The organism is Methanolobus sp. WCC4 (assembly GCF_038022665.1).
Lineage (GTDB): Archaea > Halobacteriota > Methanosarcinia > Methanosarcinales > Methanosarcinaceae > Methanolobus.
Genome location: NZ_CP150629.1, coordinates 1,678,467 through 1,704,487, shown reverse-complemented (window position 1 = coordinate 1,704,487; position 26,021 = coordinate 1,678,467). Strand labels below are relative to the sequence as shown.

Annotated in this window: 25 protein-coding genes; 11 read left to right on the top strand and 14 right to left on the bottom strand. The window is 46.8% G+C overall.

The window, feature by feature from the left end; translation table 11 throughout:
* Positions 1-177: 177 nt before the first annotated feature.
* Both hdrA2 and V7O63_RS08120 read left to right on the top strand, forming a co-directional pair.
* Positions 178-2,532 carry a CoB-CoM heterodisulfide reductase HdrA2 gene (gene hdrA2 / locus V7O63_RS08125; protein WP_340817937.1) on the top strand — a complete coding sequence of 785 codons (2,355 nt, stop codon included), beginning with the start codon at positions 178-180 and terminating at the stop codon, positions 2,530-2,532.
* The gene (locus V7O63_RS08120; RefSeq protein WP_340817936.1) at positions 2,529-3,833 is read left to right on the top strand and encodes a 4Fe-4S binding protein; all 1,305 of its coding nucleotides are present in this window, start codon (positions 2,529-2,531) and stop codon (positions 3,831-3,833) included. Before hdrA2 ends, V7O63_RS08120 begins: the two co-directional genes overlap by 4 nt.
* 103 nt (positions 3,834-3,936) lie before the next feature.
* Here the strand turns inward: V7O63_RS08120 and V7O63_RS08115 are convergent, their stop codons facing one another.
* The 7 genes from V7O63_RS08115 to V7O63_RS08085 all read right to left on the bottom strand — a co-directional run bounded on the left by V7O63_RS08115 (position 3,937) and on the right by V7O63_RS08085 (position 10,766).
* Positions 3,937-4,125, bottom strand: a complete 189-nt coding sequence (locus tag V7O63_RS08115; protein ID WP_340817935.1) for a hypothetical protein — start codon at positions 4,123-4,125, stop codon at positions 3,937-3,939.
* Positions 4,125-5,582 (bottom strand): molybdopterin-dependent oxidoreductase, encoded by a 1,458-nt coding sequence (locus tag V7O63_RS08110; RefSeq protein ID WP_340817934.1) that lies wholly within the window; start codon positions 5,580-5,582, stop codon positions 4,125-4,127. Before V7O63_RS08110 ends, V7O63_RS08115 begins: the two co-directional genes overlap by 1 nt.
* Positions 5,579-6,730: a Coenzyme F420 hydrogenase/dehydrogenase, beta subunit C-terminal domain gene (locus V7O63_RS08105; RefSeq protein ID WP_340817933.1), complete on the bottom strand. Its 1,152-nt coding sequence runs from the start codon at positions 6,728-6,730 to the stop codon at positions 5,579-5,581. The genes V7O63_RS08110 and V7O63_RS08105 overlap by 4 nt, the downstream gene beginning before the upstream one ends.
* Position 6,731: 1 nt before the next feature.
* The gene (locus V7O63_RS08100; protein ID WP_091935832.1) at positions 6,732-7,163 is read right to left on the bottom strand and encodes a hydrogenase iron-sulfur subunit; all 432 of its coding nucleotides are present in this window, start codon (positions 7,161-7,163) and stop codon (positions 6,732-6,734) included.
* Positions 7,164-7,165: 2 nt separating this feature from the next.
* A complete protein-coding gene (locus V7O63_RS08095) occupies positions 7,166-9,136 on the bottom strand; it encodes a CoB--CoM heterodisulfide reductase iron-sulfur subunit A family protein (RefSeq protein ID WP_340817931.1) in 1,971 nt (656 codons plus the stop codon).
* 188 nt (positions 9,137-9,324) lie between these two features.
* On the bottom strand, positions 9,325-10,227 hold the full coding sequence (hdrB, locus tag V7O63_RS08090; protein ID WP_340817930.1) for a CoB--CoM heterodisulfide reductase subunit B: 903 nt from the start codon (positions 10,225-10,227) through the stop codon (positions 9,325-9,327).
* Positions 10,224-10,766 carry a 4Fe-4S dicluster domain-containing protein gene (locus tag V7O63_RS08085; protein WP_340817929.1) on the bottom strand — a complete coding sequence of 181 codons (543 nt, stop codon included), beginning with the start codon at positions 10,764-10,766 and terminating at the stop codon, positions 10,224-10,226. The genes hdrB and V7O63_RS08085 overlap by 4 nt, the downstream gene beginning before the upstream one ends.
* A 606-nt stretch (positions 10,767-11,372) precedes the next feature.
* Here V7O63_RS08085 and hypF point away from each other — a divergent pair.
* Entirely contained in the window at positions 11,373-13,643 is a 2,271-nt protein-coding gene (hypF, locus tag V7O63_RS08080; protein ID WP_340817928.1) for a carbamoyltransferase HypF, read from the top strand.
* A gap of 75 nt (positions 13,644-13,718) precedes the next feature.
* Here hypF and V7O63_RS08075 read toward each other — a convergent pair whose 3' ends face one another.
* Entirely contained in the window at positions 13,719-14,444 is a 726-nt protein-coding gene (locus V7O63_RS08075; protein WP_340817927.1) for a twin-arginine translocase subunit TatC, read from the bottom strand.
* An 80-nt stretch (positions 14,445-14,524) separates the two neighbouring features.
* Between V7O63_RS08075 and tatC the strand changes: the two genes are divergently transcribed.
* From tatC to V7O63_RS08060, 3 genes are read left to right on the top strand one after another with little or no spacing between them, the layout of a single operon-like run.
* A complete protein-coding gene (gene tatC, locus V7O63_RS08070) occupies positions 14,525-15,289 on the top strand; it encodes a twin-arginine translocase subunit TatC (RefSeq protein ID WP_340817926.1) in 765 nt (254 codons plus the stop codon).
* Positions 15,290-15,342: 53 nt separating this feature from the next.
* Positions 15,343-15,678 (top strand): twin-arginine translocase TatA/TatE family subunit, encoded by a 336-nt coding sequence (locus tag V7O63_RS08065; protein ID WP_340817925.1) that lies wholly within the window; start codon positions 15,343-15,345, stop codon positions 15,676-15,678.
* A 9-nt stretch (positions 15,679-15,687) separates the two neighbouring features.
* Positions 15,688-15,915 carry a twin-arginine translocase TatA/TatE family subunit gene (locus tag V7O63_RS08060; protein WP_340817924.1) on the top strand — a complete coding sequence of 76 codons (228 nt, stop codon included), beginning with the start codon at positions 15,688-15,690 and terminating at the stop codon, positions 15,913-15,915.
* Between the two features lie 609 nt (positions 15,916-16,524).
* Here V7O63_RS08060 and hypE read toward each other — a convergent pair.
* The 6 genes from hypE to V7O63_RS08030 are packed head-to-tail and all read right to left on the bottom strand — an operon-like array spanning position 16,525 to position 20,342.
* A complete protein-coding gene (gene hypE, locus V7O63_RS08055) occupies positions 16,525-17,577 on the bottom strand; it encodes a hydrogenase expression/formation protein HypE (protein WP_340817923.1) in 1,053 nt (350 codons plus the stop codon).
* A 5-nt stretch (positions 17,578-17,582) separates the two neighbouring features.
* The gene (gene hypB / locus V7O63_RS08050; protein ID WP_340817922.1) at positions 17,583-18,251 is read right to left on the bottom strand and encodes a hydrogenase nickel incorporation protein HypB; all 669 of its coding nucleotides are present in this window, start codon (positions 18,249-18,251) and stop codon (positions 17,583-17,585) included.
* A gap of 12 nt (positions 18,252-18,263) precedes the next feature.
* Complete coding sequence (locus V7O63_RS08045; RefSeq protein WP_340817921.1) at positions 18,264-18,647, bottom strand: hydrogenase/urease maturation nickel metallochaperone HypA; 384 nt, start codon at positions 18,645-18,647, stop codon at positions 18,264-18,266.
* Complete coding sequence (gene hypD / locus V7O63_RS08040) at positions 18,640-19,707, bottom strand: hydrogenase formation protein HypD (protein ID WP_340817920.1); 1,068 nt, start codon at positions 19,705-19,707, stop codon at positions 18,640-18,642. The genes V7O63_RS08045 and hypD overlap by 8 nt, the downstream gene beginning before the upstream one ends.
* Complete coding sequence (locus tag V7O63_RS08035; protein WP_340817918.1) at positions 19,697-20,110, bottom strand: hypothetical protein; 414 nt, start codon at positions 20,108-20,110, stop codon at positions 19,697-19,699. Before V7O63_RS08035 ends, hypD begins: the two co-directional genes overlap by 11 nt.
* Positions 20,100-20,342 (bottom strand): HypC/HybG/HupF family hydrogenase formation chaperone, encoded by a 243-nt coding sequence (locus V7O63_RS08030; protein WP_340817917.1) that lies wholly within the window; start codon positions 20,340-20,342, stop codon positions 20,100-20,102. The genes V7O63_RS08035 and V7O63_RS08030 overlap by 11 nt, the downstream gene beginning before the upstream one ends.
* Before the next feature lie 186 nt (positions 20,343-20,528).
* On the opposite strand from V7O63_RS08030, the gene V7O63_RS08025 reads away from it, so the two are divergent.
* The 5 genes from V7O63_RS08025 (at position 20,529) to V7O63_RS08005 (ending at position 25,656) form a co-directional block, all read left to right on the top strand.
* Entirely contained in the window at positions 20,529-21,689 is a 1,161-nt protein-coding gene (locus V7O63_RS08025) for a hydrogenase small subunit (protein WP_340817916.1), read from the top strand.
* A gap of 2 nt (positions 21,690-21,691) precedes the next feature.
* Positions 21,692-23,482: a nickel-dependent hydrogenase large subunit gene (locus V7O63_RS08020; protein WP_340817915.1), complete on the top strand. Its 1,791-nt coding sequence runs from the start codon at positions 21,692-21,694 to the stop codon at positions 23,480-23,482.
* 13 nt (positions 23,483-23,495) lie between these two features.
* Positions 23,496-24,353 (top strand): cytochrome B, encoded by an 858-nt coding sequence (locus V7O63_RS08015; RefSeq protein ID WP_340817914.1) that lies wholly within the window; start codon positions 23,496-23,498, stop codon positions 24,351-24,353.
* Positions 24,319-24,825 (top strand): hydrogenase maturation protease, encoded by a 507-nt coding sequence (locus V7O63_RS08010; protein WP_340817913.1) that lies wholly within the window; start codon positions 24,319-24,321, stop codon positions 24,823-24,825. The genes V7O63_RS08015 and V7O63_RS08010 overlap by 35 nt, the downstream gene beginning before the upstream one ends.
* 543 nt (positions 24,826-25,368) lie before the next feature.
* Positions 25,369-25,656, top strand: coding sequence for a sugar-specific transcriptional regulator TrmB (locus V7O63_RS08005; protein ID WP_340817912.1), 288 nt, complete (start codon positions 25,369-25,371; stop codon positions 25,654-25,656).
* The last annotated feature ends 365 nt before the right edge of the window (positions 25,657-26,021 follow it).

Here is a 26,021-nt window from a genome sequence, read left to right as displayed (position 1 = left end):
TTAAAAGCCTTATGGCCATCTGTTAAACTGTTCGCATAGATGATTGGCTTCAATGATGGAACATTCCAAATATGCACAGAAAGCCAATAATGAGATGTTAATCAATGGTTTTTCACCATTCATCCAAAACTATATCTTTACTCAGGTCATCATTCAATCTCGGAAGGAGGCAACTATATGCGAATTGGAGTTTACATCTGTCATTGCGGACTGAACATCGCACATACCATAAACGTCGAGTCATTAAGAGAAAAGGTCAGTGAGCTTGACGGGGTGAAAGTTGCCAAGAACATACAGTTCATGTGTTCTGATTCGGGACAGGAATCCATCGTCCAGGACATAACCGACCTTGATCTCAATCATATACTCGTAGCAGCCTGTTCACCTCACCTGCACGAGCAGACCTTCAAGAGGGTGCTCGAAAAAGCGGGTCTTAATCCTTTCATGCTGGAAATGGTCAACATCCGCGAGCAGTGCTCATGGGTCCATATGGATGACCCTCAGATGGCCACCCAGAAAGCCTTTGACCTTATCAGGATGGGAATTGCCAGGCTCAAGTTACTGGACCCGCTCCAGCTCAAGAAAGTCCCCGTTACAAAGGATGTGCTTGTCATTGGAGGAGGCGTTGCCGGGATCGAAGCCTCCCTCACGCTTGCCAACTCAGGACACCATGTGTACGTTGTTGAGAAAGAACCCACCATCGGTGGAAAGATGGCACTGCTAAACGAGGTGTTCCCCACTAACGACTGTTCTATCTGTGTGCTTGCTCCGAAGATGACCGATGTGGACCAGCACCCCAACATAGACCTTATAACACTTGCAGAGGTCACCGATGTCTCAGGACCTGTAGGGAATTTCCAGGTGACCGTTACCAGAAAACCACGATACGTTCTTGAAGATAAGTGTAAGGGCTGTGTGGATGAATGTGGTCGTGTCTGTCCTGTGGAAATTGCCAACAGGTTCGATTCAGGTCTTGGAAGGACGAAGGCCATCAACATGCCGATACCACAGGCTGTCCCACAGGTGGTCTATATTGACAATGAGTACTGTGTAGGCTGCGGACTCTGCAAACAGGCATGTCCTGCCGATGCTATAGATTATCATCAGAAAGAGGAAAAACTGGAATTCACCGTGGGAGCCATAATACTTGCAACAGGTTACAACCATTTCGATGCTTCCCGCAAACAGGAATATGGTTATGGCATCTATCCTGATGTCATCACGAATATGGAACTGGAGCGACTGCTGAACGCTGCCGGTCCTACAAAGGGAAAAGTGCTCTCACCTTCAACAATGGAGATACCGAAGAAGGTATCATTCATACAATGTGTCGGTTCAAGGGATGAGAAGGTCGGCAACCCATATTGTTCCAGAGTATGCTGCATGTCAAGCATGAAGAATGCACAGCTTCTCAAGGAACGCTATCCTGAAATTGATATTACTATTCATTATATAGATGTACGTGCAGGCGGTGAGATGTACGAGGAATACTACATCCGCAGCCAGGAAATGGGCATCGGCTTCATTCGCGGGAAGGTAGGGGAGATACTCCAGGATAATACAGGAAAACTGCAGCTTCGTTATGAGGACACCCTGAACGGTGAGATATACGAGGAACCTTCCGACCTCGTAGTCCTTGCAACAGGCATGGAGAACGTCACTGATGCGGACAGGATATCCAGAGTGCTCAATCTTACAAGACGCACGGACCGCTTCTTCTCAATAGCCCATCCAAAGATGAGACCTGTTGACTCCCACGTAAAAGGTATCTACATAGCAGGATGCGCATCCGGTCCTAAAGAGATACAGGTATCCATTGCCCAGGGAAGTGCTGCTGCTGCTAAGGCAATGCAACTCCTGTCAAAGGGCGAACTGGAGATGGACCCGCTAAGTGCACATGTCAACCCGGACAAATGCATAGGCTGTGGCATATGTGCAGATGTCTGCAAGTTCAACAAGATCACCATGGTGGACAGCAAGGCGGTGGTTGATGAGCTCTCCTGTATGGGATGCGGAGCATGTAGTGCATCATGCCCTGCTGATGCCATATGGATGCGTAACAGCACCGATGAGCAGATAATAGCTCAGATCCACGCTGCTACAGAAGTTAAATCAGAATTCCCGCTGGTCGTTGCTTTCCTCTGTAACTGGTGCAGCTACACATGTGCAGACCTTGCCGGAACTTCAAGGATACAATATCCGACCAACATCCGTGTCATAAGGGTCATGTGTGCCGGACGTGTGGACCCATCCTTTGTCCTTGAAGCACTTGAAAATGGTGCGGACGGTGTGCTCGTAGCAGGATGCCGTCTTGGGGAATGCCACTACATCTTTGCCAATTACAATGCAAAGAACAGGATGGAAGCCCTTCAGGAAGTCCTTGGTGACGTTGGAATAGACCCCAAACGTCTAAAAGTGGAATGGATATCAGCTTCCGAGGGCGAGAGGTTTGCCAGTTCCATTGAGAATTTCGTGGACTATCTGGAAAAGATAGGACCTATCGGTTCCGAACTGAAGGAGGGAGAACAGTGACCGAGGAATGCCGTGAAGGTTCCCTCTGTGTCGATAAGGATATGGACATCGATGGCTCCCACTTCATCTACCGCCAGATAAGCAGCAAGTCCGTCAAGTTCCTTGATTATGATTACAAAAGATGTGTGGGCTGTGGCATATGTGTAGGACTCTGCCCTACTAAAGCACTGGAACTGGGTCCCATACAGGAGATAGCCACAGGACTGGATGCACCACCTGTGATGATGGACCTTGAGAAGTGTACATTCTGTTCCATGTGTGCCAACTTCTGTCCGGTTCACGCCTTTAAGATGACCGAGGAGGGAGAGCTCCCTGAGAAGGATGAGTTCCCAACCTACGATTCCTATGTCAGGATGAATGAGAAATGCCTCCCATGCGCACTCTGTAAGGCTGTATGCCCCGAGGAGGCAATAGATGTAGAGTTCACCTTCCAGAAGAAAGAGGAGATAGCACCCTTCAAGGAAGGAGCAGAAGGCGAGATAGAGATAGATACGGACAAATGTAACTTCTGCGGCCTCTGTGCTGAATTCTGTGAGGCATTCCTGCTTGTGGAAAAGGAAAAGACCCCTACTGATATCCAGCCATTCGACCTGCTGCTGGTGGATGAGGATAAGTGCGACTACTGTGTGCTGTGCCAGGACCTCTGTCCCGAGGATGCCATCAGGGTCAAAGGCGAGAAACGAGGCGAAGCGCCTGAGATAGAGGGAGTTGTCACAGTTGACGATGACAAATGCACCCGTTGTACCTGGTGCCAGGCTGTCTGCCCATATGATGCCGTTGATCTAAAAAAGCAGTTCGAGGGAGAACTTAGTCTCATAGAGATAAATGTGGACAAATGCGACCCACAGGGCTGCCATGGATGTTTCAACGTATGTCCTTCACATCTCTGGTATGTGCCCGAGGATGGGGCGAAGATAGCCGCACTACACGACTACTGTACCTATTGCGGTGCCTGTGTCAATGCCTGTCCAAAGGATGTAATGACGGTTAAACGTACAAAGGTCAATCACACCGATATTCCAGACTCCCCCTGGGCACAGCAGTGGCGTGATGCCATTGATTCCATGGTAACTGGTAAAAGGGACCATCCTGATATCTCAAGGACACTTGAGGTTGAAAAGGAAGAGCATAAAGAGCATGTTGAAGTGGAGCTTCCTAAGATCGATGGCTCATTGCTCAAAATGGCAAAAGAGCGGATCGAAAAGGCAAAACCATTGCTTGATAATGTTAAACTTCGAAAGATGCTCGAAGATGAGAAAAGTGAGAAGCTCAGTGATGAGATAAAAAAGAGACTGGAATGAGCTTCCATTGACTAAGATACTACCTTAAAAAAGAACACAAAAGAGTATTAAAGGCAGGAATGTCCTGCCATGATATTTTTTGGACTATTCTACCATCAAAGGTTCAGTGTGACTGTGCGTACCTTTCAGCAAGTATAGCCCTTTTGAGCTTGAACTGAACTCTCTGCTGGTCCCACTGGTATTTTTCAGCAAGGAACCTGATGAGCCTCTTTTTGGAAGCTCCCTTGAGTTCGTTCTTAAGCATCATCTCTTCGATGAAGGCTTTCTGCTGTTCGGTGTCAAGTTCAGGCATTAACATACCTCCATGGATATAGCGGTTGAAACTCCTTTAGCTATGGACAGTTTCTTTGCTGTCAGTACAAGGCCGTCAGGAATTGATTCCACACGGAATCTCATCTTCAGTTCACCCTTCTCACCTTTCAGGTTCACACAGCCGCCCTTCTTAAGACCGAGCTTTTTGACCGTGTTCCTGTTGAGAAGGACAAAGTCATTGTCATCCTCCCTGTCGGACCACATGAAAGGATTGTACAGGTATCTCAGTTCATACATGTCCTCAGGAATATCTGTTGAAGAGACAGCGATATCTGTTCCGCTACATTGCATTTTCCCTGATGGACCATCCTTGCTGGCTTCGATGGTCTTCATCACAAGATAGTTCATCTCGTCATGGGTGAAGGTCTTCCCGCCGATACCTGCATTGAGCAGTGACAGGGCATCCACACCGGCCTTTCCTGTACCACTGTTCTTCTGAAGGCTGTCCTCAACGTTCAGGAAGGTACCTGCCTTGCTGTAAACAGGATCAGTGGCAATGACAACATCGGCCATCCCTGTAGCCGGACCCTTAACTGAACTGATGACTATCAGTTTATCGAGCTTCTTCAATGCCTCAATAGCTGCTTCAGCATCAGGCATGAGCTCCACAGGGTCACTGTCAAGAGTTACAAGTGTCCTGATATTGCCAAGCTCGATGTCTTCCATCAGTTCTGCAAGACCTATTCTGCTGCCATCCTTATTTGCAAGAAGTGCAGCTCCGTTGCTGTTCATGAAAGGCTTCATGAACTGAAGTCCTGCACCCGTTCCTTTAGCAAGTGCCTTCACATAGCTCACCATTCCGGCATCTGAATTTGGATGGACATCAGCTATGATCAATGATTCACTGTCAAGTTCCAGTTCACCATATTGCTCAGGCTTCAGGTCAAGTGTCTCATCAGCAAGGTTCAGAGGCTTTGTGCCAACTGAGATCACGTGTGCACCATTCTGCTTTGCTGCAAGCAGTCTCCTGACAATGAGAGGGTACTGGACATATGGATCAACGAAAAGGACTATCTTTTTTGCCTTTTCTATCCCAGCCAGTGTTCTCGGTTCAGGCATGCACATCTTCTGAACACCGGTCTGCACAACAGTACCAAGTGTTTCAGCAAGCTTTGTGAATGCCATCTGTTCCTCGTTGCTGGTATTACCCACGGACAACAGTGCAACACTGTCGGTGTCAGCATCCTTAAGGATATCAACTGCTGCTTTTATGGCAGTTTCTGCATCCACAGCAGAGCCATCTACCATATTTTCAGCATTATTAGCTTTAGCGTAATAGTGCGGGAGTTTCATTCCGAACCTGCACAGCTTTCCAAGGTTCACAGGACTGCTCTTCATGTGGTCGATACTTAACTTACCCTCATCGTTCTCTCTGATGAAAAGTCCGCATCCTACACCACATCCGGGGCAGATCGTCTGATATATCATTTCCTTCATCTTGGCATCACCTCCAGGAAAGGTGGTCTCTCAAGTGTCATTCCGGCCTTGTAGTTGTATTTCTTCTGTGACTTTTCAGCAAAGCGTCTGAAGATGGTTGTTACCGGAATATCCGCAGGACAGACATCAGTACACTGACCACAGCCTATACAACTGTCAGACAGGTGCATCAGGCGGACCATGTGGAACATGCTCATCCTGTAATTGTCCTCAAGATTGTGATACATGGTACACTTGGAATCCTCACCGCAGGTACATGCAGGACAGACCTCCTTACAGGCACCACAGTCGATACAGTCAGCGAACTGCTCCATGTAGTATCTGGTACGTTCACTATCCGGTATCTCGGTGAATATCTTCTCAGACCACTTCTCACTCATGGATAGCATGACGTTGTTCACTTTCTCTCTGATAGCGATGGCCTTATCACTTGCAGGTTGGACCTCTATGAAACCAGCCTCAATGGCATTCTCCAGAAGACGGACACCCTTCTCGTTCATTACCTCACAGAAGGTTGCGTTCCCTGAAAGCTCGCCGATGACACCCCAGTTACCACATGCAAGATCTGCATTAACTGGTATCTTGACATCACAGTAACGGCAGCTCTCACGCCTTCCGTAACCTGCTTCTTCAAGCTCGTCGATAGAGATTCCCTTCTCCTCACCGGACCTTGTCCTGATGATCAGATTACCCTTCTCTATGTTCTCGCCTGTGACATCCTCAGGGTCTATCTCATACATGTTGATGAGCATCTCCCGGGTCTGTACCGGGTACATGGTCCCGCCGCAGTTGAGACCTATAAGATAAGTATTGTCAATATCGACCTCATTGCGCTTTGCCTGTTCGATAACACCTCTGATATCACATGCTTTTCCAGGCATGGCAACATTCTTACCAACAGCGTACTTTGCAAGGTTCACAGGAACTGTGTGCATACTTCCTGCTGATGCAAGGACCTCGTTCACATCGCTGGTTATGATCGGTACAGCCTCGTACTCGCTTATGTGTTTGAGTACAACGACCTCTTCAACAAGTCCCTTTTCAAGAGCTGCTGCCAATACTGCAGTTACAAGACCGCCGGAAGCTCCCTTGTTACGAACTCCGGTGTCGGTCGAATAGCCTATTATTCTGTCTCCAACTTCTACCATATCAGTTCACCCCCTCTGGCTTAAGAGGACTTGGTCCGAGCTTTCTGACCTGTTCAGTTACTTCCCTGACGAAGTTTGCGAACTTCTCACCTTCACTGGCACTTATCCAGCTAAGATGAAGCCTTTCAGGCTCAAGGCCCAGTTCCAGTACCATATCTTCCATGAAGTCGTACCTTACCTGGGTCTTGTAGTTACCGTTAACGTAATGACAGTCACCAAGGTGACATCCTGTTACCAATACTGCATCCGCACCTTCAAGGAATGCATTGAAAACGTGAAGCGGATCGATACGACCGGAACACATGACACGAATGATCCTCAGGGATGCAGGCTGCTGGAATCTTCCCATACCTGCTGTGTCGGCACCACCGTAACTGCACCAGTTACAGCAGAATGCGACTATCTTTGGTTCCCATTGTTTGTTCTCTGTCATTTTCATTCATCTCCGAAGGTAAAGACGTTCTTGACCTGCGCCAGAAGCTGGTCGTTCTTGAAGTGGTTCTGCTGCAACGCACCTGTCGGACAGGCCACTGCACATGTTCCGCAACCCTTGCAGAGTGCCTTGATAATATTGAGTTTGCCGTCCTCCAGTGAGAGTGCCTGGAAAGGACACATTGGTACGCAAATTCCACAGGCTACACAGATATCATCATTCACATCAACGGTGATACCTTCCGTTATTGCTTTACCCTGTGCCAGATAGCGTGTTGCACGGGCAGCACATGCACTTCCCTGTGATACGGAATACGGGATATCCTTTGGTCCCTGGGTGACACCGCCTATGAATATACCATCCAGTGTGGTGTCCACTGGCTTGAGCTTTGGATGTGCTTCCATCATGAAACCATCAGCAGCCCTGCTGACCTTTAGGATCTGTCTGATACGTTCAGTGCTCTCTCCTGAGACAGCACCAACACTGAGGACCAGCAGGTCAAGATCAAGGTCGATGATATCGTTGGTCAGTGTATCCTCGACACGGACCTTCAGGTCTCCATTCTCAACTTCAGTGACCTTGCCGGGCTTACCCCTGATGAAACGGATACCCATGTCCCTTGCCCTGTCGTAGAACTCCTCATAGTTCCTGAAGGGGGTCCTCATGTCCATGTACATTATATAGACCTCGGAGTCAGGATACTTCTCCCTGATAAGCTGAGCGTCCTTGAGAGCGTACATGCAGCAGAAACTGGAACAATATCTGTTACGCTTCTTGTCCCTGCTTCCCACACACTGGATAAAACCGACCTTCTTTGGTGGCTTTACATCGCTTGGTCTTACTACTTTACCCATGGTAGGTCCGCTGGCATTTATCAGGCGTTCGAGCTCCATGCCTGTAATTACATTATCATAAAGTCCGTATCCGAAATCATTGGTTGGCTCCGGGTCGTATACATCGAAACCTGCTGTAACGACTATGACACCGACATCAAGTTCTGAGAACGAGTCTTCCTGCTCCATTATGACAGAATTGCTGCTGCATGCCCTGGAACAGGCACCACAGTCGATACATACTGACCTGTCAACAACGGCTCTCAAAGGAACGGCCTGCGGGAATGGAACGTAGATCGCCTTACGTGTGCCTATGCCCTCGTTGAACTCGGTGTTGGGTACCTCAACAGGACACTTCTGAACGCAGAGACCACATCCGGTACAGGTATCAACGTCCACATAACGTGCCTTGTGCTTTACCTTCACCTTGAAGTTACCGACATATCCGTCCACTTCCTCTACTTCGGAATATGTCATCAGTTCGATGTTCTTGTTCCTTGCAACCTCGACCATCTTCGGACCGAGGATACAGATACTACAGTCATTGGTGGGGAAGGTCTTGTCGAGCTGTGCCATCTTTCCACCGATGGATGGGTCCTTTTCAACAAGGTAGACCTTGTAACCCATATCTGCGATATCAAGGGCTGACTGCATACCGGCAACACCGGCACCGATCACAAGTGCTGTGTCAGTTACAGGCACCTCATTGGACTGCAGGGGTTCAAGCCTGGCTGCCCTTGAGACTCCCATGCGTACGAGCTCGCAGGCCTTCTCTGTTGCCTCTTCCTTTTCCTGCATGTGAATCCAGCTGCAGTGTTCTCTTATGTTCACGAACTCGAAAAGGTAAGGATTCAGACCTGCTTCTTCCACACATGCCCTGAAGATAGGTTCGTGTGTCTTAGGCGTACATGCTGCCACAAGCACACGGTTGAGCTTATTATCTATAATTGCCTGCTTGATCTCGGACTGGCCGGAATCACTGCAGGTATATTTGTTGACCGAGGAGCGTATAACATCAGGAAGCGTGCCTGCATAGTCTGCAACTGCCTGACAGTCAACGACACCTCCGATATTGACTCCACATTCACAGATGAAGACACCTATTCTTGCCTCATCAGTGTTATCTGGATCATCTGTCATTTGTTTTAAAACCAAATATATCACCCGTTTTTCATGGCGTATCCTGACGCCTGATAATTTAAAAAAAATAAAATAGAAAAACTGTTTTTAAGCAGCTTTCCTATTTTCGTTTTTGATCGTTTTTCTGTTTTTCCGTTTTTCGATCGTTTTTCCGTTTTTACAATCTGAATGGAGAATAAGGGTAAGGATCAGGCCGTGACGAAGCCATTCCTTATCCTTTCAATGAACACAGCAGTGTTTGTGCTGTTAAGGTCAATTCCGAGTTCCTCCGGAGAGAAACCCAGTGCAAGTCCCAGAAGCTGGGTGTAATGTAATACCGGGATCGCATATTCGGTACAGGAGCTCTTATTGATCTCCTGCTGCCCGGAATCGAATTGAAGATGGCAGAAAGGACATGCATTGACAATACAATCCACCTTTGCATCCGTCATTTTCTGCAACTTGTTCTCGGTGATCCTGAGAGTGGCATCGAGGGCAGCAGCCCTTGCTCCACCACCGGCACCGCAGCACATCATCTTGTCCTCGTATTCAATGCTCTTTGCACCTGTGGCTTCCACAAGTTCATCGAAGAATGTGATAGTGCCACTGACAAGCCCTGAATCAGCTTCCTTGAGAGGCTGCACGAGGTGGCAGCCATAGTGCACAGCCACATTCATCTTCAGCGGAGTGGTTATCATTTTCCTGATACCTTCCACACCGATATCCTGATACAGATACTCGATAACATGGCGAACATCATGCTGACCCATGAACTCATGACCAGTCTCAATGAGTTTCTCATTGACATCCTTCTTCAGTACCGGGTCTTTCTTCAGTTCACTGTCAGCCTCTTTAAGAGTGCTGTAGCATCCGTTACATATTGTAAGGACATCATCGTCCATTTCCTCAGAGAGAGCTATGTTCCTGGATGCGAGTGTAAGCCAGGTCGTTTTGTCAAATGACCTGAAGACACCAGGTGCAGGACAACAGGATGCTCCTTCCAGATCATCAAGCTCTATACCAAGCTTTGAAAAGGTCTTCTTTGTTGCAGCCTCGATACCTGGATATCGGTTAGGGGCCACACAGCCGAGGAAAAGGGACAGGTTGCTCATGCACCCTCCTCTACTGCTGATAGTTCAGAACCTGGCTGCTGGACACATGTAAGGCCTTCATTCAGCTTGATCTCAGGTACTTCATCCTCCAGCAATCGGTCGAAACCTGTGATCTGAAGCAGGGTATTTATCTCATCCAGCTGCTCATCCGATCCCTGTACTGTAGGTGGCATCTTATCGAGACCAAGATGTAGTCTCTTTTCCATGACCTCTGGAGTAGTGGGAACCGCATGACCATATTCAAAAAGCATCTTAGCTACTTTCCTGTGGGACCTGAGCATCTGTCCGTTATGTACAGCATTTGCTCTGATCTCCAGAACACCATCCACGATCTTGACTTCCTGAGGACAGTTATCCTGGCATCGGTAACAGGTGGTGCAGTAGAATATGAAAGGGAGCATCATGCTCTCTTCATTTGCAAGACCTCGTTTTTCCATTTGTAAGAACTTACGGATCTTGTATGTTTGCTCCTGTTCTCCCATTGGGCATACAGATGTGCATTGACCACATTGGTAACATCTTTCTATATTGGATGGCATGGTTATCCCTGTTTTTCATGACAGTGAATATCAGTTGCATATCAACCGATATTTATCACGATTAATAATTTAATATTGCACCCGGATTGTACATGATTATTACTTAAAAAAGCTTCGGGCTACCTTTTCATTAATTCTCATAAATACTAATTTTGACAAATATACTCAAATTAGTTATAATGACAGAATGGAATATTTACTAATAATCACTGATATTTGCATCCTTTGTGCGGCAAGACAAAAACCTCTGACTAAATCTGCAACAAATATCCACTTCAATTTCAGTGATATTTAATGAAAGGATCATGGGCTCTGTAGAAATCCTGGTTGTTAATGGGTTTTCAGGTATAACCGCAGATAAACACAGATGCATCCATCTCCTTTGGAGCTGGATGTCTGCTGAACAATAGTTCAGCAGGTTACACAGATAACGTTTCGTCAAATCTGTGTTTATCTGCGTGTATCTGTGGTTTATAGTAAAGTAGAGTTTTTCTACAGAGCCGATCATGACAAAGAATATATTCCGTAAAGCCAATCTCACGCCTGTTAAAAGTAACAGTTTCCGAAATGAGCATCCGCTAAAAAACGCAACGGAGACAAAGAACAATGACTATTGTCAGCAGGATTATCAAAGTTGAAGGGATCGTACAGGGTGTGGGATTCAGACCATTCGTCTATCGCATGGCTGTGAAGAACGGGATTAGTGGTTTTGTGCGGAATACGGGTGGACGTGTTGAGATCGAAGCAGAAGGTACTGCACAGCAGATAGAATCCTTTCTTCATGACCTCCAGGCAGAAAGACCACCTGAAAGTCATATAGACTCGATCGGAATTGAGGAAGCCGAGGTCAATGAGCATCCCGGTTTTTCCATCATGGAAAGCAGCAGTGACAGTACCCCTAACTCTATCCTGGTACCCGATATAGGGATCTGCAATAACTGCATATCCGAACTTTCCGACATAAAGAACAGACGTTACGGTTATCCATTCATCTCATGTACGGAATGTGGACCCCGATATACCCTGACGAAGACACTTCCATATGACCGTCACAGCACATCCATGAAGGATTTCCAGCCATGTAGCATATGTGATGGTGAATATTCATCGCCTGCCGACAGAAGGTTCCATGCACAAACGGTCTGCTGCCAGGATTGTGGTCCTGAGATGAGCTTTGCTGACAGGACTGGCAAGATCCTGTCACGGGAACAACAGGCCATCATTGACTGTGCACAGGCCATTGATGATATGAAGATAATAGCCATCAAGGGATATGGCGGATTCCATCTTGTTTGCGATGCCTTTCAGGAAGATGCAGTGGAAATTTTAAGGGAACGACTGGGCAGACCACAGCAGCCATTTGCTATAATGGCAAAGGATATCGATGCTGCAAAGCAACTTGTCCACATCAATGCAAAAGAGAAAGAACTACTGATCAGCAGTAAACGGCCCGTGGTGATACTGGACAAGAAAGAGGACTGCGATGCACTTGCAGGGATCGCCCCGGACCTGCATAATGTAGGGGTGATGCTTCCATACTCAGGCATCCATAATATGATCTTCAGGGAAACATCAGGCAATGCGTATGTGATGACATCGGCCAATGTTCCCGGCCTGCCAATGGTCATTGACAATGATGTGGCCATCAGTGACCTTACAACTGTGGCAGATAATTATCTCATGCACGATCTGAGAATAGAGAATCGTATCGATGACTCGGTCATCAGGTCATTCTCGGATGATCACGTTTTCATTCGTCGCTCCCGCGGATATGTTCCGCAGCCCATAGAACTCCCCTTTGAAGTAAGGCCCTGTGTTGGTGTTGGTGCCGAACTGAGCAATACGCTCATATTTGCATCAGGGAACAAGGCATATATTTCACCTCATATAGGCAATACCAGTCATTTTGAGACTGCCGGATACCATTCGGAGGTCTTCCGCAGATTCTCAAAGCTCACTTCCATAAAGCCGGAACGATGGGGATGTGACCTTCATCCGCATTTCAATACGACCCTCTTTGCAAAGGAGAACGGTGGAGATGCTGTTGTCCCTGTCCAGCACCATCATGCCCACCTGGTCTCGCTCATGGCGGATGCAAAACTGGACCGTGATTCAAGGATAATAGGCATAGCTCTTGACGGCGTGGGATACGGATCTGACGGAACCGTGTGGGGCGGAGAGATCCTTGAAGCAAGCTATACGGACCATAAGAGACTGGCACACCTTAAGCCACATGCAATGCCCGGCGGGGACCTGTGTTCCTATTACCCTGAGCGTATGGCCCTTTCAATGTTGAAGGGACTGGTTGACGATGATGAGCTGCTGGAACTGCCTTTCGAACTCAAACACGGGCAAAAGGAAGCAAGACTGGTCCTTGGACAACTGGATAAGAAGATCAATGTCATAATGTCCAGCAGTTCGGGAAGAGTGCTGGACGCAGCATCCGCCTTGCTTGGGATATGCAACTATCGCAGCTATCAGGGGGAACCTGCCATGAAACTGGAATCCATTGCCAGAAAGGCAAAGGAAAGGACACTGGAACTTCCGGTTACGATAAATGATGAGGTTCTGGATACCGGTATGTTGCTCTTTGAACTATATCAGCGCCTTGATGAACATACTGTACCTGAACTCGCATGGGCATTCGAGGATGCCTTTGCCAGGGGGATGGCCGAACTGGCTATCCGGGCAGCAGGAAGGACAGGTATCGACACAGTTGGACTCACAGGTGGTGTGGCCTACAATGAGCACATCAGCTATTGTATCCGGGATGTAGTAGAAGAGAACGGACTTGAGTTCATCTCACACAGCAGACTGCCATGCGGAGATGCGGGCATATCACTCGGACAGGCAATCGTTGCCAGCCTGAGTGAATAAAGGATAAGGGAGTATCAAGGTTACAGGAAATATCACTCGATTGAAAGACCCTGATCCCACCAGAAACAATCCGTTTCAGTCTTTATCCTTCTTTTTTCCTTTACCTGCGATCCTGACTATTATCATGCTCAGTTCGAAGAACACGAGAAGTGGTATACCGACCATCATCTGGCTTATTATATCAGGTGGCGTGATCGCAGCGCCTATGATCAGGCACAGCACATAGATGTGTTTTCGATATGTCACAAGTGTCTGGTATTGCACTATACCAAAACGTGTCAGCGTTGTCAATACAAGTGGTGTCTCGAACACGAAACCGAATATCAGCGATGCCTGTACTGCGAAGGATATGAAGCTGAATATCGAGTAGGTAGCAACAACACCTGAAGCAGCAGCATTCAGGTACAGATAATCGATGAAAAGCGGGAGCATAATGAAGTATGCATAGGATACACCTGCCAGGAAAGAGACAATAGCGATCACGGAAACGATGAAGAGTGGTCCTTTTCGGACATTTATCGTTACCATCTTCCTTTTCATAATTGCCCTGACAGCGAAGAACAGCACGAATGGCAGTACGAAGAACAGGCCAATGAACAATGCTATCTTCATCTTCAACAACATGATCTCAAGGGGAGATACGTAGACCAGTTTTGCGCCCTCTGGCAAAAGGTCTTCCTTTATTGTGCTTATCAAAAAGCCTGCAAACTGGAAAGATACCATGAAGACAACAAAGAATAATGATAAGAAGAGGGCTATTTTCTTCCTGAGTGAAACTATGATCACACCAAGGTCTTCCATATAAGAATTCAGAATATCACCTTTACGTTTTTGCGGGTACTATGTTTTTATGGTATATATCCCAAACCTACACTGATCTTATGGATTACGAACGAATTGGAAACCAAAAACGTACTGAAAATAAAGTCAATTCGGGCAGTAGCGGCGTGTCAGGAGATTATAATGAACACGTCATATACCATCTGCGTGAGTTGCGCAACCGCTTTGTTGTGATAATCCTGGCAATGCTCCTCTGTGTAATTGTGACATATCCTTTCACAGAAGCTCTGCTCACTCACGCATGGAATACTTTCCTGGGCGAGAATATAGAGATGAACATCTACACACCTTTCGAATGGATGTTCGCCAGGCTCAAGATCTCATTGCTGATGGCTGTTGCATTCACTCTGCCTTTCACATTCTATGAGCTTTTTAGGTTCGCTTCAAGGGGACTGTATCCCAATGAGAGGAAGTTCGTAAAGAGCGTGGTCCCGGTATCCTTCATATTCTTCATAGGAGGAGCTGCCATCGCACTGATATTCATCCTGCCTTTGATGTTCGACTATATCATCCTGGCATCCGAGGGTTTTGCCGATAACCAGATATCCGTCAAACAGACAGTTTCCATGGCAGTTACCCTGATGGCAGGCACAGGCCTTGTGTTCCAGATACCTGTGCTGATGTTCTTTGCCACAAGGATGCAGCTTATCAGGCATGCAACACTCAAAAAGATGAGACTTGTGGTCTATGCATCACTTCTTACACTTTCCCTATTTATAACACCGGACCCTACATTTATTGCCCAACTTGTATGCGCGGTTCTCTTGATAGTGTTATTTGAGATAGGGTTACTTGTTTCGAGATAAGCGAACAAAAAAGGTATTTATGTCAGAAAGGAATTAAGGAGATTAGTGATACCATGATAGGTTCGCTGGAGATAGTTGTCATACTGGTCGCTGCGTTGCTTATCTTTGGTCCCGACAAGATACCCGAGCTTGCACGGGCAGCCGGGAAGGCATATGGTGACTTCCAGAAGGCACAGATATCTGCTGAACTTGGCCTGTCCGATCTTGACATGACAGCCCCGGTCAATAAGGATACAACTCCTGACCAAACGGATGTCGATGAGAAGGTCAGGCAGATCGCAGCCTCAGCAGGGATAGATGTGCAGGATAAGAGCACAGAAGAACTTCTTGCTCTCATGGAAGAAGCCGCCAGGACCGATGACATGAAAAACATACCAAAAACGGAGTAGTGATAGATTATGATAGGCGGATTAGGCCCAACTGAGCTTATACTGATCTTTGCAGTGATATTCTTACTCTTTGGTGCTGCCAAATTACCTGAACTCGCACGTTCCATGGGAACTTCCATGGGTGAATTCAAGAAGGCACAGAAAGAGTCAGAGATCGCAGTGAAGGAATTCGAACGTTCCCTCAAGGATCCGGTAACAACAGTTTCAGAAGAAAATGAAGATGCTGATGCTAGCTGAATAGCATCTGATCAGGTATTGTTTCCATCGGAAAGAGGAGGAGGAGCTTCTCACCTGGATCAACACCATGCTAAAAAGGTGAGTAAAACTCCTTTTCATGCTCACTTTATGTTTTTCAACTAATTCTCATATTCCTTCATAAACATTATAATACGCTTTTTTGGATTCTGTAGAGATTCTCATTTGAATGAATCATGTAATCGTACATATCTTCCATAATCTGGACTTTCAGTCTTATGATAAATATCGCGATATTCAATTCCGGTATGTAGAGAAAGAAGTGAAGACAACAGATAATTTAATTCACCTTTTCGGACCGTGCCGGCTTCGCCGGGACCCTTCGGGATGGATTAAGTAATTCATGACTTCCAATCGGTCAAACTTATTATTCCTGCATCCTTGTGTTTCTGATAGTTATACTAAAGATCATTTATAACGAAGAACACTGCTACCACCCGCCGCAGGCGGCACATTCCTTCGCTTTCATCCTGAAGAAGACTGAAAAAATACAGTTATTGAAAAATTCTGTGGTCAAAGTTGTAATCAGCAGAACCCCTACAAAGGCCTTTTTCAGAGCTAAAAATAAGAAAAAGATATCGAGCCTGCCTTTCAGCAGACCCTTGGAATAGGATCGCCAACTGGCATTCCAAGCTGACGAAGGCTTCCTATTGATGTCCTGAGCAGGACCTTTCCTGCATTCTCACTGACAGCTTTGCCGACTATACGGGCATTTGAACCATATTTGTGGTCTTTCAGCATCTCAAGTACCTCTTCGGCATATTCGGGTCTGACACCTATTACGGCCTTTCCTTCATTGGCTATCTCAAGAGGATTGAGTCCGAGCATCTCACATGCAGTGTTCACTGCCATGTCAACAGGGATATCGCTTTCTTCAAGGACTATCCCGACACCACTCTTCTGGGCCATCTCGTTTGTTGATGCAGCCAGTCCTCCACGTGTGGGGTCCTTCATGGCTGTGATGACAGGCCTGCCATCCTCTGTCCTTAGACAGAGTGGGCCTTTGAGGAGTCCGTTGACCGGTGAGACATCAGAGACCAGCTTTGTTTCGAAATCGAAACCTTCCCTGTGCGAGAGCAGTGCAATTCCGTGGTCTCCCAGGTTGCCTGTGACTATGATGGCATCACCCGGGGAGAGTCCGTTGTCCCTGACGACCTCAGGAGCGATTCCCACTCCGGTGGTGTTGATGATCATAGAATCCAGTTTGTTGCCCTGGATGGTCTTGGTATCACCTGTGACAATGGCAACTCCGGCTTCCTCTGCTGCAAGGTTCATGGACCTGATGACATCTTCAAAGACTGATAGTTCGAAGCCCTCAGGAAGAATGATCGCACATGTAAGGGCCAGCGGTGTTGCACCCATGACTGTCAGGTCGTTGACCGTTCCGCAGACCGCCAGTTTACCAATATCCCCACCAGGGAAGAACAGAGGATCCACCACATGACTGTCGGTGGTCATTACAAGCTCGGCACCATCATCCAGTCCATCGGGAAGGGTAATGGTGGAACCGTCGTCAAGGTCATCAAGACCTACGGTTCCTGCAGAGCGATTGGTGATGTTCTTCAGTATCATGCCACCGATGAGTTCCTGCATGAACTGGCCACCGGCACCATGTTCCATAGTTATCGTTTTTTGAGATGACATTTACATCATTCCTTTTTACGCTCATCTGCAAGTGATGAGATGGTTGAGAACCACTGGTCCATGCTTTCCTTATCGTGAATTGATGTCTTCAGTACAGGGATATCAGGGTTAAGATGTCTGACATCTCCCTCCATCTTCTCCGTACTGGCGAACACCGCCTCTGCAAGATCCTTCTTGTGAATGATAGCGATATCCGTGCTCTTGAATATGACCGGATGTTTCAGGACTATATCATCACCCTCAGTGACACTTACCACAACTACGCGGAGGTGTTCACCAAGCTGGTAGTCAGCAGGACAGATGAGATTACCCACATTCTCCATGAGAAGGATATCGATATTCTTGAGGTCTATGGACTTCAATGCCTTCTCCACCAGCTTTGCATCTAGATGGCATTCCCTTCCCGTGTTCACAGGAATGGTAGTAACACCGAGCTTTGCTATCCTTCCTGCATCCATATCAGCGATAACATCACCGGCTATCACAGCTATGCGGTACTTCTTACCCAGTTCTGTGATGGTCCTTTCAATGAGTGTGGTCTTTCCTGAACCAATGGCACCCATGAAGTTTATGGCAAGAACATTGTTCTTGTCAAGTCGTTTTTTGTTTTTCTCTGCAAGTTTGTCGTTGGCCTTGAGAACATCATGGCCCACATTGATCACATGCATTAACATAATGAAGATCTCCTATTGTTCAATATCGATACTTTCGATGATAAGTTCACGACCACCTGAAGCCTGCATCATCTCCCCGCATTCGGGGCATGGGACATCCAGGAAGACCCTGATATCATCTATAACCTCGTCATCTGTAGTACAGAACCTTTTCCCGCTGTCTGAAAAACCACACTGGCATTCCATTTCAGGATAGATCTCGTTAAGTATGATCTCGGCACCACGGGCGATATTCTCGCTTACAAGCGATTCAAGGCAGAACGTCAACTGGTCCGGGTTCACATGGGTTAGTTTTCCCACGCCCACGGTTATCGAGTTCACACCCTTTGCTCCGTTGGTCTCTGAAATGGAGATCACATTATCCATGATCTCACATGCCAGCGAATACTCATGCATTATCGACACCTCTATAGCGGAACCAGTTATAGCACATGCCTTCCTGGCTTACCATACAGGAACCTACAGGGTTTGCGGGGTTACATCGTTTTGCAAAAAGAGGACAATTGTCCGGCTTCTCCTTTCCTTTCAGGATATCGGCACAGCGGCAGAGTGAAGCAGCTGGATCACCATATGGGATATCCTTCATCTTCTCATTGATGGCATCCTCATAGATCAGTGCTGCATCATACTTTGAGAACTCAAGTCTTATCTTCAGTCCTGAATCCCTAATGGTCCCGATACCACGCCAGTCCGAATCAACAGTCTCGAATACCTGTTCCATCATTTCCTGAGCACGGATGTTGCCTTCATCCCGCACAGCCCTGGGATATGCATTCTCAACGACATATGTGCCGTTCTTCTGTTGTTCCAGTATCATGAGAATGGCAAGAAGCAGTTCGTCAGATTCGAATCCTGCTGCAACTATAGGGAACCCTTTTTCGGCGAATTGCTCGAAAGGATGTACTCCTATTATAGTACAGACATGTCCGGGAGCAACAAAAGCATCCACTTCGATCTCTTTGATAAGCTCTTTCATGGCAGGGATCGTCAGTTTGTGCGACAGGAGCAGGCTGAAATTCTCAGGCGGTCTTCGAAGGATCGCTGCTGCATTGGTGGGTGCCGTTGTCTCGAAACCAATGGCAAAGAACACTACCTTCTTTTCAGGTTCCTTCTCTGCAATGGCAATGGCATCATCGATGCTGTAGACCATCCTCACATCGCATCCCCTTGAACGGGCTTCCATAAGACTGCCATTACTTCCGGGAACACGCATCATGTCACCGAAGGATGTAATGACCACACCTGACTCGGCCAGTGCTATTGCACGGTCGATCTCCTGTTCGGGAGTAACACATACCGGACAACCGGGGCCACTGAGCACTTCGATCTCTTCGGGAAGCACATCACGCATCCCATATTTAGAGATGGTTCTCTCATGGGTCCCACAGATATGCATTATCCTGACAGGACGTGAGATATCACGTATCTTTTCCAGGAGTTCTGACTCAACAGACATCCTGTTCTCCTTCCAGAAGCTCACCTATGAGCTCGAGGGTTTCTTTTCCTTCTTCTTCACTAAGCAAAGAAATGGCATCATCGATGCTGTAGACCATCCTCACATCGCATCCCCTTGAACGGGCTTCCATAAGACTGCCATTACTTCCGGGAACACGCATCATGTCACCGAAGGATGTAATGACCACACCTGACTCGGCCAGTGCTATTGCACGGTCGATCTCCTGTTCGGGAGTAACACATACCGGACAACCGGGGCCACTGAGCACTTCGATCTCTTCGGGAAGCACATCACGCATCCCATATTTAGAGATGGTTCTCTCATGGGTCCCACAGATATGCATTATCCTGACAGGACGTGAGATATCACGTATCTTTTCCAGGAGTTCTGACTCAACAGACATCCTGTTCTCCTTCCAGAAGCTCACCTATGAGCTCGAGGGTTTCTTTTCCTTCTTCTTCACTAAGCAAAGAAATGGCATAACCAACATGCACCAGGACATACTGCCCAAGAAGCGTCTCATCACATTCTCCAAGAAGGTCGAGCTTGATCTGCCTTTCAACGCCTCCAAAATCGACCATGGCAGTATATTCATCCAGCAATTCGGTCACTTTGCCGGGGATTGCAATACACATGGTTTTGAATTGGCATTTTAAGTATATAAAAGATACTTACTTAAAAACCATATTGCTATTAGAAATTATTATTAAATATTATAAAAAATTAAGAACAGTCAGAAACCTTTATTAGCGTTAACAATCATGACAATCACGTTCAAGCATTCATGATCAAATTTTATCTGGTTACAGGAGCTTAGACCCATGGAAAAAACAGAAAAACAGGATTTCTTAAGTATGGATAGAAGAACTTTCCTGAAGGTGGTAGGTGCCATAGGAGCGTCCACATTTTTAGGAATACACCGTTCACAGATAACAAAAGCACTTGAGCTCTCAAAGACAAAGGTCATCTGGCTGCACGGAGCAGAATGCACAGGTTGTTCCGCATCCCTTCTGGATGGTGGCAACCCTGACCTTTCCCAGGCGATCGAAAAGCTCAGTGTTGACCTGGCCTTCCACGAGACACTGCTCGCACAGCAGGGTATCTTCGTCGATGGCAGACCTGCATCAACCTCAGAACTCAACTCAGAGATACTCCTGGATGAAGCTATCGAAGAGGGTAACTATATACTTGTGGTCGAAGGATCCATTGCAAATGGTCCGGAAGGATCCGGTAAATACTGCATGTATGGAGAGCGCACCTTCAAGGACATATTCGAGAAGGCTGCAAGCAATGCATCTGCTATCCTGGCAGTGGGAATGTGCGCTGCATACGGTGGTATAAATTCATCAGACAGCGACCTGAAAGAACTTACTGATTTCAGAGGCGTTGCCTACCTTAATGAGAATCCTTATGGAGGCATGCTCTCAGAGCTCGGTATCGATAAACCTGTAATAAACATTGCCGGATGTCCGACACACCCTGACTGGGTACTCCTCACACTCGCAGCTGTGATCCTTGGTAAGATAGACATCAACAACCTTGATCCTGTACTGGATACATATAAACGTCCTCTCGTTTTCTTCCCGGCAGATAATTCCATGCATGACAATTGCCCGCGCAGGGGATACTATGACAGAGGCATACTGGACGATGACTTCTCAGGCAAGGGATGCCTGCTGAAGGTCGGATGTAAAGGACCTTACACACGCTCGGACTGTGGCCTGAGAAAGTGGAACAATGGAGTAAGTATGTGCACACAGGCAGGTTCCTCCTGTATAGCATGCTGTGAACCAGGATTCCCGGATGCTGCTTCACCATTCTATGAGATGATAGAGGACAAGCCACTTGCATATGGAATGAATGTCGGTACCATGTCAGCCATAGGAGTAGGTGCTGCAACGGTCGGTGTGGCTGCCCATGCTGCACGCAGGATCATTTTCGACAAATACGCTGAAGAACACAAGGAAAAACTGGAGGAATAAAAATGACCCGTGTTGTTGTAGATCCTTTAACACGTATCGAAGGCCACCTTCGTATAGCTACAGAGGTTAATGAGAATGGAGTGATCACAGATGCGCAGAGCTCCGGAATGCTTTTCAGGGGAATGGAGCGTATGCTCGTCAACCGTGATCCAAGAGACGCTGCACGTTTCACACAGAGGATATGCGGTATCTGCCCCACAGCACAATCACTGGCAGCTGTCAATGCCCTTGATGACCTTTATGAGGTAGCGGACCAGATACCAAAAGATGCACTTGTGACAAGGAACCTCATCCAGTCACTCAACACAATGGCAAGCCATGCAACACATATCTATGTGCTCTGGGGCCCGGACCTTGTGAACCCTGCATATAAGAACATACTTGATACCGTCGAGGGCACAGGCAGTGCTCTATGGAAAGAGCTTCTCTCCCGTTTCGCACCGATCAGCTATAAGCTGAATGGAGAGTCCGTAGCTCCGGGAACAGCTTACATAGACGGCATCAAACAGAAGAAGAATCTTGAAGAGGCATTGGCCCTCATGGGCGGAAAGATGCCACACCAGATGTCAACTGTTGCCGGTGGTGTCACATATCGCCCATCACTTGCTGACATAGGAAAGCTTACCGCTTACTATCATAAATTAATGGATTTCGTCGATGGTTCCACATTGGGTGTCGACCATGAAACATGGCTGGAGAACACCTATAGGGCATCATCCCCGCAGAAAGCTGTGAACTTCCTGCTTGAACACCTGCAGAGTGTGGTTGACAGATCCCTTTCATCCAACAATTTCTCACAGAATGCAGGATGGGGTGACCTTGAACTTATCAGCGCATTCGGTTCGGAACTGATCGGAGAGAAGACCCTTGGACTGCCTGCCAGTTTCAAGCTGGACAGGACCGGTGCCTACCCTGAGGATTCAAACGTAGGTTTCCTTACATATGGTGTATTCTATGATGTCGAGAACGGCGATGGTTACGACCCTGTAGGATTCGGCCAGACGTCGTTCCAGCCAGCTTCATTCATTAACAGTTCATTCGAGAAGAAGGGCTTCGACCATAAATACATCACAGAAGAGACAACCCATGGATTCTATACATCTGATGATGCTCTGCACCCATTCGACGGCGTGACCGACCCTGTGACATCTGCCAGTGAGATCGACTTTGAGGGTGGCAGCGACAGCAGGTACAGCTGGATAAAGGCACCACGCTACAATGGAATACCATGTGAGGTAGGTCCGGTCTCCCGTATGTTAGCAATGAACGAACCACTGACCACCGGTCTGATGAACCTGTTCTCAGAGAATGGATATTCCGCTGTCAACAGCTTCACAAGGATGATAGCAAAGGCACAGGAACTCCTGATCCTTTCTGAACAGTTCCTCAAATGGGTGACCGTGGACCTTGATCCAAACGGCAAGTACTACGTCGACCCTGAACTGAAGAATGCAAAGGACTCACGTGGTATCGGCCTATGGGAAGCTCCACGTGGTGCACTTGGACACTGGGTCAAGGCAGGTTCCGACCTGAAGATCACGAATTACCAGATGGTCGTTCCAACAACATGGAACTGCTCACCAAGAGATGCGAATGGAGTGCCTGGTCCTCTGGAACAGGCTTTGATGGGTACAAAGATATCTGCAGCTGAGAATCTCCTTGGTGTCGACAATGCCAACCCTACAGGTATATTGCATACTGCAAGGTCCTTTGACCCATGTATCGCATGTGCTGTCCATACCATCGACCTGACAGAGAAGGACAGAACCCCAAGAACCTTTACTATAGTATAAGGGGTGAATTCACATGCCTGAAAAGAAAAGCGACCCGGAATGTCCAAAGCTGATCAGCAGAAAGGCTATCAAGATGCACGGGGAAAGGCATATTGAAAGATATTCCCTTCCTGAGAGGCTGGCGCACTTTGCCCACCTCGTTGCTTTATTCATTCTGCTGGTCACAGGATTCAAGATATACGCTGGATGGGGGTTCATGACCTACCACTCAGCCCTTTATATACACATGGCCTTTGCGATAGTATTCATGGTGGCCAACTGGATAGTTATTCCCTATAACATCATAACCACCGAATGTCCATACTGTGCGATATGTGAGGCTGGCGGGATCCGTGGATATTCTCACAGGGCAATGCACATAGCCAGAAGGTACCTGTTCGGTCCTGACGATGCAAAGAGGATGAAGCAGATCCTGCTCAACTATCTGGGTAAGGCGCCATACCCTGCTTACACCGTATACGATGTAAAGAACAGAGGATACATTGAGAAGCTCCACCCGATGACAAAATTCCTTCTTGTGTTCGAAGGAGCTGCAGTAGCACTTGTATTCATCAGTGGTATCCCACTATATCATCAGCAGTGGACATTACTTGGTCTGCCTATAGGCCATCTGATACTCCTTGCAGGTGACATGATCGGTCCATACTTCAACCTGGGAACACTTGCATTTATGCGAACCGTTCACCTCCTGATGGCTTACTTCTTTATCATAGAAGTGACCGTACATGTAGGTATCATCGAACTCGATCCTAAGATATGGAAGTACCACAAGGCTATCTTCTGGACAGGAACGAGCGACCTCTGTGACCACCACTACGTTGACCTCATCAACGTAGATGATGACACACAGCCACAACCACAAGCGGAGTGATCATACGATAAGAATACTGGGATGCGGGAACCCACTTATAGGTGATGATGGTGTAGGTATCCACATCATCAACCGCCTTATGGAAATGCGCGACGAACTACCGGAAGACGTAGAGCTGATAGATGCCGGTGTCAGCGGACTTGATATCCTCAATCTGCTTGAAGATGCCAGCAAGGTCATAATCGTCGATGCAACCAAAGGTGCCGGAGAGGTCGGATCGGTGCACCGTTTCAAACCGGAGGACATAAAACAGGCTTCGTCTTCAAATTTGTACTCTTTGCATGATACCAGTCTTGCAGATGTGCTATGTATAGCTGAACATGTACAGGATCTGCCTGAAGATATCACGATCTTTGCCATAGAGATAGAAGAAGCAGAGGAACTATCCCTGTCTCTTTCCGAAAAAGTGGAGAATTCAGTTGACAGAACCATACAACTGATCCTCGATGAACTGGAAATTATGAGAAAGTAAAATCGATTCACTAACGTGGTTTTCCCTCCCTTTATTTTACTTTTTTTGTACTTTTAAGTCATCTGCTGTGCATTTATTGAAAAAGACAGACAAAACAGTTAAAACATGCTTAAAAAAAGCTGTATATGACCTTATCTTCTTAAATTGTTAATCAATAATGATAAATATGAAAAAGAACCTAGAATTAACGCCGTTACTCTTGTAAAAAGAGAACATGGTTCGTTTGTTAGAAGATCACTGCCATTCCTTGTGAACATGAAAGGATCATCTGAATGAACCTGGCAACAGGAGATTCCTCCTTTAAGGGTCTGCCGTCATGAGATATGTTGCTTTGACAGATAGAAATAGTATGTATCATGAGATGTTATTCACACTGTGAAAACATACTTAAAAAAAGCAACGGGTGACATTATTCCCCTTACACAGGAATCCGATACATTTATATATCAAGATACATATTGAACAGTATCGGAATTAGGAATCCGAGGTACTATTAAGCTATATAAAAAGCTATCTAACTAAAAAACAAAAAAGGAGATAACAATGGAAAATCCACGCACAACTCCTCCGATCGATGATTTGATAGTATGGGTACTCAGTGTTGACCGCCGTGTCTTGCTGATGGAATCAATAGAGAACCAGAAGGTTATCAAAGCATCCGATGTTGCACAGAAAACGAACAGATCGACGCAGAACATAAGCCGCGCCTTGAAAGAGTTCAACATCAAAGGCATCACAAGGTGCCTTACACCTGAAAAAACGACTTGGAAAAGGTATATGTTAACAGATACAGGAAAAGAGGTTCAACAAAGACTAAAACATTATTGCTGACCTTTGACCTGATATTCTTTAAAACTGTAACATATAATATTAATGGGCTTTTGCCCATTTGATTTTTCCGTGACCTTTCAATACTTTTCTGCAAGTGTAGTATTTCGCTGGCCTTCCCTGCCCGCATATGACACATATATCAATAACTGACCAGTACTCTTCTTGTTCCTTGAAAGGACAATTCTGTTAATTATCCGGGAAAAACATAACCTTCTGACAGAAATGGAGACTGAACGGTAATTATCCATATCGTCAGGATAACCTTGCTAACAGAGTCCATCAAATTAGAATTTTGACTTAAAAGCTTACCTCTTTTTTCTTTAAGACCTCGCCCCCCCAAAAAAAAAAACAGTAGCTAGGTCAAT